This window comes from Mesotoga sp. H07pep.5.4 (assembly GCF_003664935.1).
Classification (GTDB): domain Bacteria; phylum Thermotogota; class Thermotogae; order Petrotogales; family Kosmotogaceae; genus Mesotoga; species Mesotoga prima.
Window position 1 is genome coordinate 1 of record NZ_JFHM01000011.1, and the last position, 16,282, is coordinate 16,282.

At 45.4% G+C, this 16,282-nt stretch carries 15 protein-coding genes; 8 read left to right on the forward strand and 7 right to left on the reverse strand.

Annotated features, from left to right (window positions below):
- Nucleotides 1-1,410 precede the first annotated feature (1,410 nt).
- The gene (locus Y696_RS07070) at nt 1,411-3,210 is read left to right on the forward strand and encodes a bifunctional 2',3'-cyclic-nucleotide 2'-phosphodiesterase/3'-nucleotidase (protein ID WP_259459889.1); all 1,800 of its coding nucleotides are present in this window, start codon (nt 1,411-1,413) and stop codon (nt 3,208-3,210) included.
- 1,145 nt (nt 3,211-4,355) lie between these two features.
- Nucleotides 4,356-6,149 (forward strand): S9 family peptidase, encoded by a 1,794-nt coding sequence (locus Y696_RS07075; protein WP_121510075.1) that lies wholly within the window; start codon nt 4,356-4,358, stop codon nt 6,147-6,149.
- Nucleotides 6,150-6,391: 242 nt separating this feature from the next.
- Here Y696_RS07075 and Y696_RS07080 read toward each other — a convergent pair whose 3' ends face one another.
- From Y696_RS07080 to Y696_RS07090, 3 genes are all read right to left on the reverse strand, one after another.
- The gene (locus tag Y696_RS07080) at nt 6,392-7,216 is read right to left on the reverse strand and encodes a DegV family protein (protein ID WP_121510076.1); all 825 of its coding nucleotides are present in this window, start codon (nt 7,214-7,216) and stop codon (nt 6,392-6,394) included.
- Between the two features lie 185 nt (nt 7,217-7,401).
- The gene (locus Y696_RS07085) at nt 7,402-7,965 is read right to left on the reverse strand and encodes a DUF2202 domain-containing protein (protein WP_121510077.1); all 564 of its coding nucleotides are present in this window, start codon (nt 7,963-7,965) and stop codon (nt 7,402-7,404) included.
- 260 nt (nt 7,966-8,225) lie between these two features.
- Nucleotides 8,226-8,984: an SDR family oxidoreductase gene (locus Y696_RS07090; protein ID WP_121510078.1), complete on the reverse strand. Its 759-nt coding sequence runs from the start codon at nt 8,982-8,984 to the stop codon at nt 8,226-8,228.
- A gap of 118 nt (nt 8,985-9,102) precedes the next feature.
- On the opposite strand from Y696_RS07090, the gene Y696_RS07095 reads away from it, so the two are divergent.
- From Y696_RS07095 to Y696_RS07100, 3 genes are all read left to right on the forward strand, one after another.
- On the forward strand, nt 9,103-9,555 hold the full coding sequence (locus Y696_RS07095; RefSeq protein WP_259459874.1) for a hypothetical protein: 453 nt from the start codon (nt 9,103-9,105) through the stop codon (nt 9,553-9,555).
- Nucleotides 9,543-9,683: a hypothetical protein gene (locus tag Y696_RS14290; RefSeq protein WP_259459600.1), complete on the forward strand. Its 141-nt coding sequence runs from the start codon at nt 9,543-9,545 to the stop codon at nt 9,681-9,683. The genes Y696_RS07095 and Y696_RS14290 overlap by 13 nt, the downstream gene beginning before the upstream one ends.
- 160 nt (nt 9,684-9,843) lie before the next feature.
- Nucleotides 9,844-10,905 (forward strand): amidohydrolase, encoded by a 1,062-nt coding sequence (locus Y696_RS07100; RefSeq protein ID WP_121510079.1) that lies wholly within the window; start codon nt 9,844-9,846, stop codon nt 10,903-10,905.
- 1 nt (nt 10,906) lies between these two features.
- On the opposite strand, the gene Y696_RS07105 is transcribed toward Y696_RS07100, so the two are convergent.
- Genes Y696_RS07105 through Y696_RS07120 form a run of 4 tightly spaced genes read right to left on the reverse strand, consistent with a single transcriptional unit; the run spans nt 10,907 to nt 13,338 of the window.
- Nucleotides 10,907-11,623: a protein-L-isoaspartate O-methyltransferase gene (locus Y696_RS07105; protein ID WP_099771354.1), complete on the reverse strand. Its 717-nt coding sequence runs from the start codon at nt 11,621-11,623 to the stop codon at nt 10,907-10,909.
- Nucleotides 11,624-11,633: 10 nt separating this feature from the next.
- Nucleotides 11,634-12,365, reverse strand: a complete 732-nt coding sequence (locus Y696_RS07110) for a sulfite exporter TauE/SafE family protein (RefSeq protein ID WP_121510080.1) — start codon at nt 12,363-12,365, stop codon at nt 11,634-11,636.
- Between the two features lie 13 nt (nt 12,366-12,378).
- Nucleotides 12,379-12,858: a MarR family winged helix-turn-helix transcriptional regulator gene (locus Y696_RS07115; protein ID WP_121510081.1), complete on the reverse strand. Its 480-nt coding sequence runs from the start codon at nt 12,856-12,858 to the stop codon at nt 12,379-12,381.
- Nucleotides 12,859-13,338: a glutathione peroxidase gene (locus Y696_RS07120; protein WP_121510082.1), complete on the reverse strand. Its 480-nt coding sequence runs from the start codon at nt 13,336-13,338 to the stop codon at nt 12,859-12,861.
- Between the two features lie 279 nt (nt 13,339-13,617).
- Between Y696_RS07120 and Y696_RS07125 the strand changes: the two genes are divergently transcribed.
- From Y696_RS07125 to Y696_RS07135, 3 genes are read left to right on the forward strand one after another with little or no spacing between them, the layout of a single operon-like run.
- Nucleotides 13,618-14,436, forward strand: coding sequence for a fumarate hydratase (locus tag Y696_RS07125; protein WP_121510083.1), 819 nt, complete (start codon nt 13,618-13,620; stop codon nt 14,434-14,436).
- Nucleotides 14,426-14,920: a FumA C-terminus/TtdB family hydratase beta subunit gene (locus Y696_RS07130; protein ID WP_121510084.1), complete on the forward strand. Its 495-nt coding sequence runs from the start codon at nt 14,426-14,428 to the stop codon at nt 14,918-14,920. The genes Y696_RS07125 and Y696_RS07130 overlap by 11 nt, the downstream gene beginning before the upstream one ends.
- 11 nt (nt 14,921-14,931) lie before the next feature.
- Complete coding sequence (locus Y696_RS07135) at nt 14,932-16,155, forward strand: NADP-dependent malic enzyme (RefSeq protein WP_121510085.1); 1,224 nt, start codon at nt 14,932-14,934, stop codon at nt 16,153-16,155.
- The last annotated feature ends 127 nt before the right edge of the window (nt 16,156-16,282 follow it).

Consider the following 16,282-nt stretch of genomic DNA (forward strand, 5'->3'; position numbering starts at 1 on the left):
GCAGGGAGCCTCATCTATTTGTACACTGGACGATGGGGATATTCTATTCGGCTGGATAATGGGAGCCGGATGAATCGAGAGATTCAAGTCCGGTTCTGAGAGAGCCTGGGGGTGAAATCCCCCTGGGCTACTCACCAGACCGTGGTTGGGGGTCGGAGGTCGGGGGTTGGAAAGAGCATAGGACTGATTGACCGTTGAGCGGTTCTCCGTTCTCCGATTAAAAAACCTGTTCTTGGTTCCAGAGCGAAGATCTGTTCTTCGTTCTTGGGCAAGGTGATGATTCAAGAGCGTTTGGACTCCAACCAGTCATGAAAAAACAGCACTCACCGGAAACTCTCTTCTGGTTCTCGAGCTGGTGAAACTGATCTCCACAGCTTAAAGCAGCTTCTAGATGCTAGATCCCGTGCAAAAGCATCACGGGATGACGGAATTGGATCATGAACATAATCCATATTGGCGCAGACTCTACGGGATAAGAGAGCTTGGAAATAACGGGATGATACAACATGATTTAAGGGCAGGGGACTCTCCCTTCTTGTCATCCTGACAATGCTCCTGGTCAGGATCCCTGTCTTTCGCGAAAAACGAGACAGACAATAGGACCGTTTGGGAGCCAGTCTGCTAACGCACGCCAGTCGCACTTCGTGCGGCCAGTTCCGACTTAGTCGGGCAGAAGAGCCTTGTTTAGAAGCGGGTTACGAAGTGCGGGTTAGAAAGATCGGGTTTATAAAAGCGGGTTGTCAGAACCGGGTTCTTAAAGAGCGAGATCCCGTGCAGACCCCCTGAACAGGGGCGCTTCAGGGCAGGCGCTACGCGATGACAATTTAAGATGACTGTGCAGTTCTCTTGTAGGGGCGAACGGCCGTTCGCCCGAAAGAGGTCCTGTTTGGAATTTCTACCTTTTACTCGAAAAATGGGACATGAGGAGAATTGTCAGTCCCTATTTTTGCTCTCATCTTCTCGTGAGCGAAGCGAACGTCTCCGACGTGCTCTTTCTCGGTTTTTACAGCGACCAGCGGGGTTTCGTTCTTAAGCGTTCAGCGGCTCCTAGCCCGCGAAGCGGAACTGGCCACCGAAGGTGACTGGCCTCTGCCGGAGGCAGAGACTGGCCAGGCGGAGCCTGACTGGCTTTCTAATCGCCTCCTGCCAAATGCAGCATCACTTCTGCTCTTGCCAGACCCTAGACCCCACAATCCTAGTCCCGGATCTTCCGCTCTTCGTTAATTAGACTGCCTACTTTCATTTACTGAGATGTGCTTTTTCTTTCTTAATGAGTCCACATGACTGTGGTAAGATAGTACTGTTTCGAAACATTCTTTGGAATCCTCAATTATCTTCAGCATTAGATTCCTACGGTCACGGGTCAATAATTCTATCCGGCGAAAACTGGGCCGGTCAACCTAAATGGAGGTGGAGCTTTTGAACTGGAAGAAAGGAATTCCTGCAGTTGCTATCGTTCTATTTGTTGCTGCCTTAGTCCCTGTAATGGCATTCGGAACGGTAACCGTTCACGAACTAGTCGTTCTGGGCACGACTGATCTTCACGGCTATGTAATGCCTTATGATTATCTTACTGTCAAAGAAGTCAGTGATTACGGCGCTGCAAAGACCTTCACACTGATAAAGTGGGCAAGGGAAATGTACAACAACACCATCTTGATCGACACGGGAGATGCCATTCAGGGTAGCGTTCTCGCAGAACGTGAAGCGAGAATAGATCCAATCAAGATGGGAGATACTCCCTCGATAATCAAAGCCATGAATATCATGGATTATGACGTAGTTGGAATTGGAAATCACGAATTCAATTTCGGTCTCGAATATCTGGACCTGGCCATTGCTTCCGCTGACTTCCCGATGATCTCGGCAAATCTTTACAACGAAGACACGAAAGAGCTAAGGTATGACCCCTATGTGATATTGGAAAGAGAAGTCGACGGAATTCCAATCAAGATTGGCGTTATAGCCTTTCTACCTCCGGAAATAATGATGTGGGACAGAGTCCTCCTCGAAGGAAAAGTCTATGCTGAACCTATAGTAGACGCAGCTGCCAAGTATGTGCCCAAACTACGTGAAGAGGGCGTCGATCTGGTGATAGTCTCCCTTCACCAGGGAAGCTCAGACGCTGAAGCAATACTCGAAAACGTTGAAGGAATAGACGGCATCATCATGGGTCACAGCCACGGGAAAATTGCCGACAAAATAGATGGAGTCCCGGTGACAATGGCAGGAAGCTGGGGAAACTCCTTAGGTCTGATACATTTTCATCTTCTGAACAGTGATGGAGAGTGGGAGGTATTTTCTTCATGCCCGCAGTTGTGGCATGTCGACGAAAAAGTCGAGGCTGCTCCGGAGATAGTTGAAGCAGTCAAAGAACAGCACGAAGCCACTATTGATTACGTAATGGCTCCCGTGGGAACGACGGCCGTACCGATCAAGGGCTATTTCAGCAGGGTAATAGATAATGAAGTCACTCAACTCGTAAACGAAGCCCAGCTTTGGTACGTTAAAGAGTATTTCAAGGGCACTGAATATGAGTCTATGCCTCTCCTTTCAGCTGCGGCTCCGTTTAGAACAAATACCAGTGTAGATGCAGGGGATGTAAGAATTATGAACGCTGCAGATATCTATATATACTCGAACACACTCCATGTCGTGAGGGTAAACGGTCTCGAATTGAAAGGCTGGCTTGAAAAGTGCGCGGAGAATTTCAATCAGATCGATCCTAACAGCACGGAAGAACAGAATTTGCTTGCAAGGTTCTCTTCATACAACTTCGACATAATCGAAGGAATCAACTATCAGATAGATGTTCGAAACCCCGTAGGTCAGAGAATTGTGAATCTCACCTATGAGGGTGAAGAAGTCGAAGACGATATGGAGTTCCTTGTTGTGACAAACAACTACCGCGCAGGTGGCGGCGGCTATCATCTGGTCGATGCCGACATCGTCCTCTCCTCAACAGTCGAGAATCGAAGCGTAATCATCGACTATATTATCGAGAAGGGCACTATCAATCCAACACCATCCTTCAACTGGTCAATAGTTCCATTCGAGTCTGCCGGAAAGATCACTTTCTCCTCAAGCGATGAAGCGGCAACTCTACCGGAAGAACTTGGAATAAAGGGTATAAAGTACATCGGAGACCGACTCTTCGAAGTAGACCTCATAGAGCTTGCTGAGAACGTTCCTCAGGCGGTTGCCAATTAGGCCCTGAATCAATCCAAACCGGAGGTCCCAGACCTCCGGTTTTTTTCGACTACAGTAGTTGTCTTCTTGCGTAAGAGATTTCGAATCACGCTCCATCAAGCCAGTAATTCTGTTAGTCCACCTGCAACTACTAAAGTTAAGGCTATTACCATTGCGAATGGGGAATGAACCAAATTTGAACTTGCTTCTACTTATTCCGATACTTCAAAAGGAAAGACATTTTGAAATCTCCATTCTTCACCCAACTTGTGATGAGATGAGAAGAAGTGATGTGAAGAGAACAAATTGCACGTGTCATTTGATCCCTGCTCTCATTCAGTCATTATTTAAATCGAGAACTATTACGGAATCGGACACAATTCTTCTATCAATTGCTCTTTCTCATAACCTGGTTGAGGGACAGTCTGTTCTCTATCTCGATGCTCGAATTATTTGCCCTCAGAGTGATTAAGAGGCCGTTGCCGCCTTAAGGTTCCCCTTCAAACTTGTAGAAGTCAAGCTGATTACTGCTACTTAAGATTCTTAATGTTCACACTGCCGATTAACAAAGGATACAGCTATACCAATTAGCAGAAGCCCTATTCCAAGCAATAGATCTGCGATTGCCAACCCCTTGCTTTCACAGGTTCTCCTCTTAGAACAACCCCCAACCGACACTTTTCACGGGATCATTCCGGAAAATATATCATCTACCGATTGGTATTTTGAATTTGTCACAAGTTTCTCAAGTTGGCTCCCGGCTCTTCATCTATAATAAGGCAAATCGAAAATCACATGATCTCCTTTTAGAAATTCGGCGCGGAGTTCTCTGTCGGGTTTTAACGGAAAAACGGCTCATTCCATTTTAGAGGTGTAGCTACGAGCGAACAAAACCTGCAACATGATTCGTAATAGAGGACAAAATGATAAATCGTTAGCTGCGATCGAAAGAGATTGAGGTTAAGAAAAGGATCAAAACTTCCTGAAGTGCCTTTTTACATGTTTTACAGGAGTTCCGATTAGTTACTGATCCAAACCTATTTATGCTGCATCTGTTATATGATTGCATTATACAGAATGTAGCAACCTCGTACTTTTAGGTGAGCATCTAGTTTAGAAACCAAAATCAGCGCTTTGTTGATGGACAAGGATTAGGAGGATCAATAATGGCCGAAAAGAAGTACACAATCGAGGAACTGATGGAAAATGAGACAATTGCATCTTTCGCGGTTTCCGCCGATTCAAGGAAAATTCTCTATTCTTCCGACAAGACTGGCAACTATAACGTATTTGAACTAGATCAAGAGAAGGGAAGACACAGACAGATTACGTCCCTCGATGAGAACGCATTAGTTTCTTTCATTTTCGAGGACGGAAGCTTCATTTTCGCGATGGATAAAGGTGGCGATGAGCTGCACCATCTCTATCTATTTGCTGATGAAGAGATCAGAGATCTCACCCCTTTCGAAAAAACTAAGTCGGGATTTCACATGAGTGTGGGTGACAAGGTTTACTACTATTCGAACAGGATTGACAAAAGTAGATTCGATCTTTACCGATTCAATCAAGGTGATTTGACAAGCGAGCTGGTCTTCGAAAACAGGGACCTGTTCGAGCTGGGTCCGATTTCCAGTGATGAGAAGCTTATTGCTCTTCGTAAGCCCCGGACTGCAAACGATTCGGATATTTACCTTTATAACTCTGTAACCGGGGATATAAAACTTCTCTCCCCCCATCAAAGTGAAGGAAATTTCAAACCTCTCTTCTTCTCAAAAGATTCACTAAAGCTGTACTATGTATCGGATTCGGCCGGAGAGTTCATGACGCTCTGGGAAATGAACATTGAAAGCAGTGTCAGTGAAGAGATTCTTGACTTAGACTGGGACATAATTGCAGGAAGGATGTCGGAGGACGGAGAAAGTGCTGTGCTTGTACTGAATAGAGATGGTTTTTTCGAACTCCATGTGATCGAAACGAAAAGTAACTCTCTCAAGATACCACCTATAAAAACCGGCGGTGTCGTTTACGATCAGTGCTTCAGTAAAGATGGTCGGCTTCTGTATTATCTTTGCGATTCGGCGACATCATCTCCCAATATTTTTACGATAAACCTCGAGACAAAAAAGACAAAGAAGCTCACTGATTCAATGAGCCAAAACGTGAACAGCAATGATCTTTCCGAAGCTTCGGTTCTTCGCTTTGTTTCATACGACGGTCTCGAAGTACCAGGGATTTTCTATCCGCCCAAGAACGTACCTGCCGGAGAGAAAGCGCCCGCCGTTGTGTGGGTCCATGGAGGACCTGGCGGCCAGTCTCTACCGAAATACAACCCGGAAATCCAATTCATCGCGAATCATGGCTATGCAATCTACGCGGTGAATAACAGAGGAAGCTCCGGTTATGGAAAGAGCTTCTTCAGAGCGGCAGATCACAAGCACGGAGAAGCTGATCTGGATGACTGCGTGGAAGCCGCCAGGTTTCTAGCCACACTTGATTTTATCGATGAAGAAAGAATCGCCATAAATGGAGGGAGCTACGGAGGTTTTATGGTGCTCGCAGCTCTGGCCTTTAGACCGAAGGAGTTCAAAGCAGGTATAGATCTTTTCGGTGTTTCAAACTGGGTGAGAACTCTCAGAGAGGTGCCTGCCTGGTGGAAAGCCATTAAAGATCTACTATATACGAAGATTGGAAACCCCTTTGAAGAAGAGGAATACCTCAAGAGCATTTCCCCTCTCTTCCACGCCGAGAGAATTGAAAGACCACTCCTTGTTCTTCAGGGTGTAAATGATCCAAGAGTATTAAAAGTAGAGTCGGACGAAATCGTTGAGAGCCTTAAGAAAAACGGTGTTCCGGTTGAATATGTTGTATTTGAGGATGAGGGACATGGCTTCAAGAAGAAAGTTAATAGAATCAAAGGGGCTAAAGCAATGCTTGCGTTTTTAGATAAATACCTGCGCTAAAGAAGATGAACAATAGGAACACGGAGTGAGCGGTTCGTTTAACTCGGAATTGTATGTGAGAGAGGGATAGAGAGGGTTTCAGTTCACCCGCTGAAATGACTGAACAAAAAGGGTATTTCTGATGTTTCAGCTATTTCGCTGAAAGACACGTCTCTCTTCGGTATCAACAGTGCAGAACGAAGAAAATTAGTCCGCTCTTTCAACTGATGTTCCGGGCGTCAAACACAAAGCGATCCGGACCCTCACAACGCAAGTATTAGTCCACCTTCTCCGGCATAAGTCGCAATGGCAGGCCCCATCTTTCCAATTATGACTTCAGAGTCGGGGACACGTTTCCTTATCTCTGAAGAAAAGAATTTCGCATCTTCGAGATTGTTGACATGTGTTATGCCGAAGATCTTCTTACCGGTTTTTGCAGATGCCTCGATCAGCTCACTTATTGCCGCTCTGAATCTTTTGTTTCCCCTGACTTTCTTCAGAAGTTTGACCTCCCCATTTACTCCATGCAGTATGATCTTCATGTTGAGTATGTTGATCACACTCCCCTGGAACTTGCTAAGACGTCCTCCTTTGACGATGTTTTCTACAGTTGCTAGCGGAATGATTATTTTCACATTATCTCTGTAGATTCTTAGCGCCGATAAAACGTCTTCAACGGTTGCACCGCTTTTAGCCATTCTCGCCGCAATCAAAACTTGAATTCCATGAGAGATAGACCCCGCAAGAGAGTCGAAAACAATCGCCTTGCTGCCTGTCATTTCAGCGCCCAAAACCGCCGACTGGTAGGTACCACTTAGCTTGGATGAAATAGTAATACACAACGGAGTATCGCCCTTCTTCTGAATCTCTTCGAAGATTCCTGCAAAGTCTGCCGGGGAGGGTTGAGAGGTTTTCGGAAGCTCGTCGGACCTGCGCATTGACTGCCAGAATTCCTCCGGAGTTATGTCTATGTCTTCCTTGAACGTTTGATCTTCAACGAAAATGTTCAGGGGAGCAAATGGAATCTCGAACTCCTTTAGAGTATCGATAGGTAGATCACATGAGCTGTCCGTAACTATTTTGATCACAGTACCTCTCCTCTCAGATCCGATAATTAAATTATAGGTCATAGAGAGAAATATTCAATGTTTAATCGGAGTTTTGGAATACTTTTCGATCCCGTTTATTTAAGATCAACCGATCCTTTTATTCCCTCATATCAAAAGGAAAAGAGCGGTTCGCCCGCTCTCTTCTATCTTGGTAAATCGCAACTCTATTTCGCAGAAACAATCTCGTTGAATCTATCAACACTCAAGACTTCAGGAGAATAACTTCCCGCAAGCCTCTCATATTGCTTGAGAAACGCTCTGAGGTGACTCTCCGACCCTCGAAGAAGGTTCTCGTAAACCGTTCTTGTTCTCGAGCCAATCTCTCCTGCAAGAAGTTCTTCGATGTCGGCAATGTCTATCTCTTCTATCAACAAACCTACCTCAACCGCATCCAGTAGGGACTTGCTACCCTTTTCAATTAGCTCGTCGTAAAGCTTTTGAAGCTCCGGATCAGTGAATACACCAATGTCGTTTTCACCGACTGGGTCTTCGAGACCAATCTCACCAATCAGTGAAAGAACAGCATCTGTATGCTGTTGCTCACTTTCGGCGATGTTCTTGAAGACGTTCACGTTCCACATTTCGTAGAGCACTGTATAAACATCACGGGCAAGCTTTTCTTCTTCCCTCATGAATACAATTCCGTCTTCCTCTGCGGTTAGCCCGCTAGTCAGCGCCATTGTACCAATAATAAGAACCATCATTATTGCCGAAAACACTCTCTTCATATTCAATACCTCCATTTTTTGGATCTCGAGTAGATACTAACCTTCCATTCTTAGAATCTCCTGAGAATCCTTGCTTATAGTTCGCTTAGAGTCACGGCCTTATGCAAAACTGCTATAGGAATTATCTTGGCCTGGCAGTCAAGACGAAGTGTCATCCTCTCCAAAAGAGAGTGACTGAAGGATTAAGATGGTCTCAATCTTTCTAGGCGGTCGATCATGGAGGTTACAAATCGATCTTTCACGAGAGGAAGTGTTTTCACCTAGTCCTCGAATGCCCTTCTGGCCGCTTTTAGCGCGACAGCCCTTGGAACGAGTCTTGATCCAGTTGCAATGACCTTGTTAATCACACCGCTTACCACACTTCTCTTACCTTTCTCAAAGGAATCAAGAGCTCTCCTAACAACTTCCTCGGGACTCATCGAGCCGGGAAGTTTCTTTCTGCCTCCCGAAGCAACGTCAAAGAATTCTGTCTTTGTCGGTCCGGGGGACAAAACCATCACTTTGAAACCTTTTGACTTAAGCTCCTCGCTAATCGCCTCGCTGAAACTCAGCACGAAGGCTTTTGTAGCTGCGTATACGGCCATACCAGGCACAGGAAGATAAGCTGCGGTAGAGGCTACGTTAATGACCCCTCCGCCGACGCCTACTCTGCATAAGGCATATTTCTTAGTCAAGAAGTAGAGTGCACCAATGTTCAACTTGATCATTTGCATCTCTCTATCTGTTTCGAGGTCCTCAAATGGGCCAATCATTCCAAACCCGGCGTTGTTTATCAAAAGGTCAACTCCGCCTAAGAGTCCCGATACTTCTAAGAGATCTCTTTGACATGTTAAGTCAGCCTTTATGGCCTTAGACTCGATCCCATAATCCCTTTCTATTCTGTTCGAAATTGCTTCAAGACGTTCATATCTTCTCGCCACAAGTACTGTTTCAAAGCCTTGTTTGGCCAGTTCATAAGAGAAGATTTCACCGATCCCCGACGATGCTCCCGTGATTAAAGCTTTCTTCAAATTGATCACCCCGGCTATTTAGACTCTTTCCAGCCATTATAGCTCTCTCAATTCCTGTTTGCTTTAACGGAAGAAGGCTGTGTGACTCCTTGCTGAATCTTGGAATGATAATATGATGAGGGTGGCAATGTTATTGTTTCTTGTTCTTGTAGGGAGCGTTTTCGCATCATGGATGCCGTTACAGGACTACTCTACGCTGAAGTACGTCTACAACAAGATAACGTACTTCGAGAACGGAGAGCAGAAGGAAATGATATACGGAGTGACAATAGATCGGGATGAAGATCAATACGTCCTGAATTACGATACTACCTGCTTTCTGCCACTCGAAACAGAACACACCGCAGATATGATGTTCGGGCAGCAATTCTCTGTGAAGCTATTCGCATTCTTGAATCCGATGTTTACTTTCGTGTATGACGCTATCGACCACGACGAGCAGATGAACACAAAGCTCTATGGATTTGGTACCTTGAAGTATGAAGGACAGCATTCCGTTCAGGGAAAGAATGAAACTTACACCGGAACGAAAGTCTCTCTTTATATTGTGAAGACGGAGAGCTATCAATGTACTGGATAATCGATCCGAATATACCTTTTGCTCTGGAGACTTTTATGGGAGAGGATTACGGGGAAGATTCAACTTTGATTGAACTCTGGAATTACAACACTGAACTGATCTCGGCTTTAGACAAAGGCGCCTTATAACGCGCCTTTTTTGTTTATAATTGTGAAGCGGCAAACTCGATTCGTCGTGTGGAAATCCTGGTTATTAAACCCGTTCTCTTCGAATATTCTCTTAATGCAATGGGTAAGGAGTTGTATTCTGAACATCAATGACTAAGATTTCCAGAAGGGGGGCATCTATATGGATTTGATCAGAGTAAGACACAGCCTGCACGAGATACCGGAAATAGGATTCAAAGAGTTTAAGACTCAATCATATATAATGAGTCTTCTGGATCGTCTCGATGTTCCCTACGAGAAGGTATCGGGTACCGGGATTTTGGCGCGTTGGAAGAAATCAAACGACCCTTTCACTCTTTTCAGAGCCGATATGGACGCTCTACCGGTATTCGAAGAAACGGGAGTAGAGTTCAAGTCCAAACATGAGGGATTCATGCACGCTTGCGGGCACGATGTTCATATGACTATCCTTATCGGCCTGATCGAAAGAGTGGTTGTCGCAAACCTGAAACGAAACCTCCTGTTCCTCTTCCAGCCAGCAGAAGAGGGAGGCGGAGGCGCAGAAAGATGTATCCCAGCACTTCAGCAGTACGATATAAAGGAGGCATGGGCACTTCATGTGAACGATGAGTTCCCTGAAGGGACTGTATATTCAAGACCCGGAGTTCTCTTTGCTTCGGCTTTCGAAACGGACTGCACTTTCACGGGAAGATCGGCACATGTCGCTTTTTATAGGGAGGGAAGAGACGCTATCGAGGGAGCTATGGATTTCCTGCAGAGAGTTTACTCCATTGAAAGAGGAGACTCCGTTCTCAGGTTCGGCTTAATCGAAGGGGGAAGGGTGAGAAACGTAGTAGCCGATTCTTGCACCCTTTACGGAACTGTGAGAACAAGAGCTTACGAGCTTTCGGAGAAGGCCATCTGCGAGCTCGAAGAGCTCGGTAGAGATGTTGCTTCAAGAAGAGAACTCGAGTTCAATCAGAAGATCGGATCGAAATATCCTCAAGTTCAGGTGGACAAAGACCTTTACGAAAAGCTTTGCGGTCTGGTCGATGTAAATCCTGTAGAAATGAAATACGTAGGTGAAGACTTTGGTGTGATTGCTCTGAAGTATCCCTCCGTTCTTTTCTGGCTAGGCACTGGACGAGAGGAACGCCACGGTCTTCATAACTCAAAGTTCCTGCCTCAGGATTCAGTTATAGAAAAGGGAATTGAGATCTTCTGGAAGGTAGCCAGCAGCTGACTCAGATAATTTGAAACCTTCCGTCTGTCAATCTGAGTCTGAACTCTCTATTGCGATAGATAGGATCCGGTTCTGAATCCTCTGCCACCATGAAGACTGCTCCGGTTACTTCCGAAACTCTCAGAGTAGTATCGTCGGTTCTTTCGAACAGGAATACAGGAGTATCCATGTAACTCCTGTAAATTGGAGATACGCACCTCCCTCCAATTTTCATCTGACTGAAGAGTACTTCACTCATTCCCGAGAGTGCAACCGTTGAGATTATTTTGTCGTAAGGAGCGTCGCTTTCATAACCGTACCGTCCGTCACCAATCACAAGGCGAACGTTTTTCATACGATAACGTTCGAAATTTCTCGAAGCGACGAAAGCAACTTCTCTGTCCTTTTCTACGGTGATTACACTTCCATTCTTTGCCATCTTCCCAAGTATGCAGGCACAGAAACCCGTCCCCGTTCCCAGATCCAACACTCTATCTTCATCTCTCATTCCCAACTCCTCGATCATCGTCACGAGAAGCGACGGTTGGGTCGAAGTGGAGCATACTTTGCCAGAACTGCCAAAGCTCAAAAGGGCTATGTCCTCATATGCCCTGTCGCGCACTTCGGAAGAGACGAAATCGGCCCGATCAAGCTCCATCATGGCGGCCTCTATTCGCGGGTCTTTCAAGTATCCCAACTTCTTCAAGTATCTTATAAGATCAATCATCTCTTTTCTCATTCTTTTCCCCCTAAAAGAAGAGATACTTCACGGCATTTAGAATTACAATTGTCAGCAATATCCATCTCACAAAGCCACTTCCTTTTCTAATCGAAAGCTTCACTGCAAAATATGCGCCGATAACGTTCCCGGCAGCAAGAACCAAACCGGGAACCCAGTATATCATCCCCTTTGAAAGGAAGACAACGAGAGCAAACACCGTGTAAACAAAAACAATTACTACCTTTGCGAAGTTCGTTTTCACAAGATCATACCCGTACGTGAGAGTTATTGCTCCAATCAAGAAGAAGCCAACACCTGCTTGCAAAAAACCACCATAGAAGCCCACTCCCAAAAAGATCAGCGCTGTAAGTAGTTGGGAAGGTTTCGAAATATTCGGTTTCCCAGGTTTCAGAAGCACTAGAACTGCTACTGCAAGAAGCATCAATGCAATGACTTTCTCCAGGAGATCCTTTGGAATACTAGAGACGAACATAGAACCAATTACTGATCCAATTGTAGAAAACACAATCGCCGGAATGATCGATTTCTGAAGTCTGATACCCGATGAATGAAAGGTCTTCATTCCAATGGCACTTTCGAACAATACTCCCAGTCTGTTTGTCGCATTTGCAACGGGAGGGGGTATTCCAATCCACATAAGCAACGGGAGTGTGACCATGGAGCCACCTCCCGCCATAACGTTCATGAAACCTGCTGCCACACCGGCAAGGTAAATCAAGACGATCTGCATAAATGTCATTTGGGTTTATTTCCTAGTGTGAAGAAGCTTTCGAGTCGTCCATGTCGATCTTCTTCATCAACTTCCTGAGAGAGGCCATAAGCGATGCGAACTCGGCCTCGGAAATATTCACCTGATTCGCAATTCTCAAAGGTATCGAAAGAGCCTTTTCTCTCATCTCTTTACCTTTATTGGTCAATCCAATATTGACGTGTCTTTCATCACCTTGAGATCTTTCTCTTGTTAGTAGGCCAAGTTTTTCCATTCTCTTTAGCAAAGGAGTAAGGGTCCCCGAATCGAGGAAAAGCCTTTCTCCCAGCTCCTTAACTGTAAGCGGTTCCTTTTCCCAAAGGACAAGCATAACCAGATATTGAGGATACGTAATACCAAACTCCGAAAGCACAGGCCTGTACAATCTAGTTATTCCTCGGGAACTGGAATATAGGGCAAAACATAGCTGATTGTCAAGTTTAAGAAGTTCCTCTCCACTGGGAACAGATGAGTTATTCTTCATTCACCTTACCGCCTCCACGATTGCAGAGCGAAATGTCTCTGGTTCCTCTTTTGGTTCGAACCTTCCAATAATCTCACCATTTCTATCTATCAAAAACTTCGTGAAGTTCCACTTCACTTTTCCCAGAAACTCCTTTTTTCCTCCGCCACTTGTCAGGTACTCATAAAGTGGATGAATGTTCTTTCCCTTTACATGAATCTTGGAAAACATGGGAAAGGTGATATTGAAGTTAGTGCTGCAAAACGTCTTTATCTCTTCATCACTTCCCGGCTCCTGACGAAGAAAATCGTTAGAGGGGAAACCCAAAACGACAAAGTCCTTTTCCTTGAATTCTTCATAAAGATGTTGCAGGCCTTCATACTGAGGTGTATATCCACATTTACTCGCAGTATTTACCAGCAGAACAACCTTACCTTTGAAGTCTTCCATAGACTTGTTCCAACCGTCAATAGTAATTAGTTCAAAGTCATATATACTCATTACTTCACCTCCTATCTTATTGTACACTATTTAGTTGTATCATGCAAGTAATTTGCATAATAAGCCTTCTCAGTCAATTCACCTTTTGAGCCATGAAAGAATTGGTAGCTGCCGGAAAAAGAGTATTGAAAGCTTCTACATCGAAATCTGTAGTTGATCGATTTCTACTGCAGACAAATATAGCTCACATCCGGGTATTCGAGGCAAATGAGTAGGTAAAGTGTTATAAATGAATCATCATATCTGCTTCCTAGATTTTTCTTAAGTAGGTGTTAGTTCTTGATAGATGAGAATACGATTGTAAACAGAATCGAAGAAGCCCTTGTTAAGGCAAACACCATTCTGGATAATCGGGCGAGGGCCTTTCTGAATGACTACACTGGCCCATTTTCGGCTATCCTTCGGGAGAACGCAGTGATTTCGGAGGAGTCGGGACTGCCTTTATGCCAGGACACGGGGTTTATCGAATTCTTTGTATTCATGGGTCATGAAGTGATCCTTGAAAGACCGATCTCAGAAATCCTCGACCGTGCTGTAAGGAATGTATATTCAAGTAATCCTTACAGGTACTCAGTTGTAAAGGACCCTCTTCATCATAGAGAAAATACCGGCGACAATACCCCATCGGTAGTTCACACGTTCATCCAGACGGGGAAGAGACTGGAAATTCGTTTTCTGGTGAAGGGGGGAGGAAGCGAGAACCTGTCCAGGCTCTTCATGCTTAATCCAACGATAACTCAGCAGGAACTTGTAGATACAATTGTACACTCGGTCTTGGAAAACGGAGCAAGGGGCTGCCCTCCGCTGAAGATAGGAATAGGAATCGGTGGAAGCTCCGAAAAGTCGATGATTCTCTCGAAGCTCGCGCTGACAAGAGAGATAAACGCGGCGAATCCCGATCCCTACTACGCTATGCTGGAGGAACGGCTTCTCCGCGAGATAAATAATCTCGGGATCGGTTTTCAAGGCCTTGGCAAAGGTATTACTGCATACTCAGTGAGTATTGAGACTGCACCTACCCACATCGCTACTCTACCAGTTTCACTTGCGGTGGACTGCTATCTCTGCAGAAGGGGAGTGGTGGTCTTTGAAGATTGACGATCTTGTTTGCTGTCAGGAACTATACTATACAGGCAAGCTACTGGTTATGAGAGATGCGGCCCAGATGCGTTTGAAAGAACTTCACGAACAAGACCGGCCTTTGCCTGTTAAGTTGGAGGGGGCAGTGGTTTTCTACGGCGGTCCGGCAAAGCCAACCAAGGAAAGCTTTGGAGCTATTGGACCTACTACTTCCATAAGGATGGACTGTTTTCTGGAAATGCTTTTTCAACAGGGTGTTCAGGCTACAATAGGTAAGGGAAAGAGATCGGATCTCTCAACCTCACTGTGCAGAAGATACGGAAGAGCCTACCTGCTTGCACCGAGTGGAGCTGCAGCTTCGCTATCAAAAAGGATCAAATCGTTACGAGTCATCGCATACGAAGATCTGGGAACCGAAGCAGTATATGAAATCGAAGTCGAAGACTTTCCGCTAATTGTTGCAACAGACAAGAATGGTCTGGATATCTTTTCTTTAGAATAGAAGGTGATTTAGTGAATGAAAGAGCGCTGAAACTTCACAAGGATCTCAGGGGAAAGCTTGAGGTAAGAAGCAGGGTGAAAGTTGATAGTATGGACGCATTGTCTTTGGCATACACTCCGGGGGTCGCAGACGTTTGCCGCACAATCGAGAGAAAAAAGGAACTGGCATATGACTACACCAACAAGTGGAACTACGTCGCAGTTGTCTCAGATGGAACGGCGGTTCTGGGCCTCGGAGACATCGGCCCTGAGGCTGGTTTACCTGTAATGGAGGGAAAGGCAGTTCTTTTCAAGGAATTCGCCAATGTCGATGCCTTTCCTCTGTGTATAGATGTCCATACTGCGGAAGAGATCATTTTCTTTGTAAAGGCTCTCGCTCCAACCTTCGGAGGAATTAACCTGGAAGATATAGCTTCCCCGAAGTGTTTCTTCATCGAAAGAGAGCTCCAGAGAAGTCTCGATATACCTGTTTTTCACGATGATCAACACGGAGCTGCAATAGTAGCAGTTGCCGCATTACGAAACGCGCTTAAAGTAGTTGGAAAAGAGATCGAAGAACTTAAGATCGCGACGGTTGGAGTCGGTGCTGCCGGCGGAGCAACCATCAAAATGCTTTTGGCCGCTGGTGCGAGGAACATTGTTGCTGTCGATAAGAACGGGATTCTCAACAGAAAAGACTCTCGTACTCTTCTGAATGAGTTTCACTCAGAGATCGTTCGAGAAATAAACCCCGAAAACCTCAGCGGAAATCTTGAAGATGCAGTCAAGGGTGCGGATCTATTCATTGGAACCTCGGTAGCAGGCCTTCTTACACCGGAAATGGTAAGACAAATGGCCCCCGATCCAATCGTATTTGCATTGGCAAATCCTGTACCGGAAATCATGCCAGACCTCGCAAAAGGCGCAGGTGCAGCGATTGTCGCCACTGGCAGATCTGACTTCCCAAACCAGATAAACAATGTACTTGCCTTCCCGGGAATCTTCAGAGGCGCCCTAGATACCAGATCGAGAGAAATAAACGAAGCCATGAAGCTAGCTGCGACCAAAGCTCTCTCTTCAGCAGTACCTGAAGAAAATCTTTCTTCAGACTATATTCTACCGAAACCCTTTGAGCCTGGCATTGCGAGAATGGTCGCCCTAGCCGTAGCGAAAGCATCGATCGAATCAGGTTGCTCGAGGCTGTCTGGGAACATAGATCTTGACGAGTTAATAGATAGAGGATTGAAGAGGTACTAACGTTGCTCCATTATGAGAACCTCCTGGATCGGCTGGGGATTTTCAAATATGAATTTGATTGCATATCTGCACGTTTTTGCATGCAATTGTTTTCGCGGTTTTTCCATAGATTTCTTAAAATACTCTG

Bases quoted from the DNA above. Each gene is read 5' to 3' on its own strand.
- Y696_RS07115 (WP_121510081.1), bottom strand. From the start codon at position 12,858: ATGAAGAATAACTCATCTGTTCCCAGTGGAGAGGAACTTCTTAAACTT.
- Y696_RS14290 (WP_259459600.1), top strand. From the start codon at position 9,543: ATGTACTGGATAATCGATCCGAATATACCTTTTGCTCTGGAGACTTTT.
- Y696_RS07120 (WP_121510082.1), bottom strand. From the start codon at position 13,338: ATGAGTATATATGACTTTGAACTAATTACTATTGACGGTTGGAACAAG.
- Y696_RS07075 (WP_121510075.1), top strand. From the start codon at position 4,356: ATGGCCGAAAAGAAGTACACAATCGAGGAACTGATGGAAAATGAGACA.
- Y696_RS07105 (WP_099771354.1), bottom strand. From the start codon at position 11,623: ATGAGAAAAGAGATGATTGATCTTATAAGATACTTGAAGAAGTTGGGA.
- Y696_RS07085 (WP_121510077.1), bottom strand. From the start codon at position 7,965: ATGAAGAGAGTGTTTTCGGCAATAATGATGGTTCTTATTATTGGTACA.
- Y696_RS07100 (WP_121510079.1), top strand. From the start codon at position 9,844: ATGGATTTGATCAGAGTAAGACACAGCCTGCACGAGATACCGGAAATA.
- Y696_RS07110 (WP_121510080.1), bottom strand. From the start codon at position 12,365: ATGACATTTATGCAGATCGTCTTGATTTACCTTGCCGGTGTGGCAGCA.
- Y696_RS07095 (WP_259459874.1), top strand. From the start codon at position 9,103: ATGTTATTGTTTCTTGTTCTTGTAGGGAGCGTTTTCGCATCATGGATG.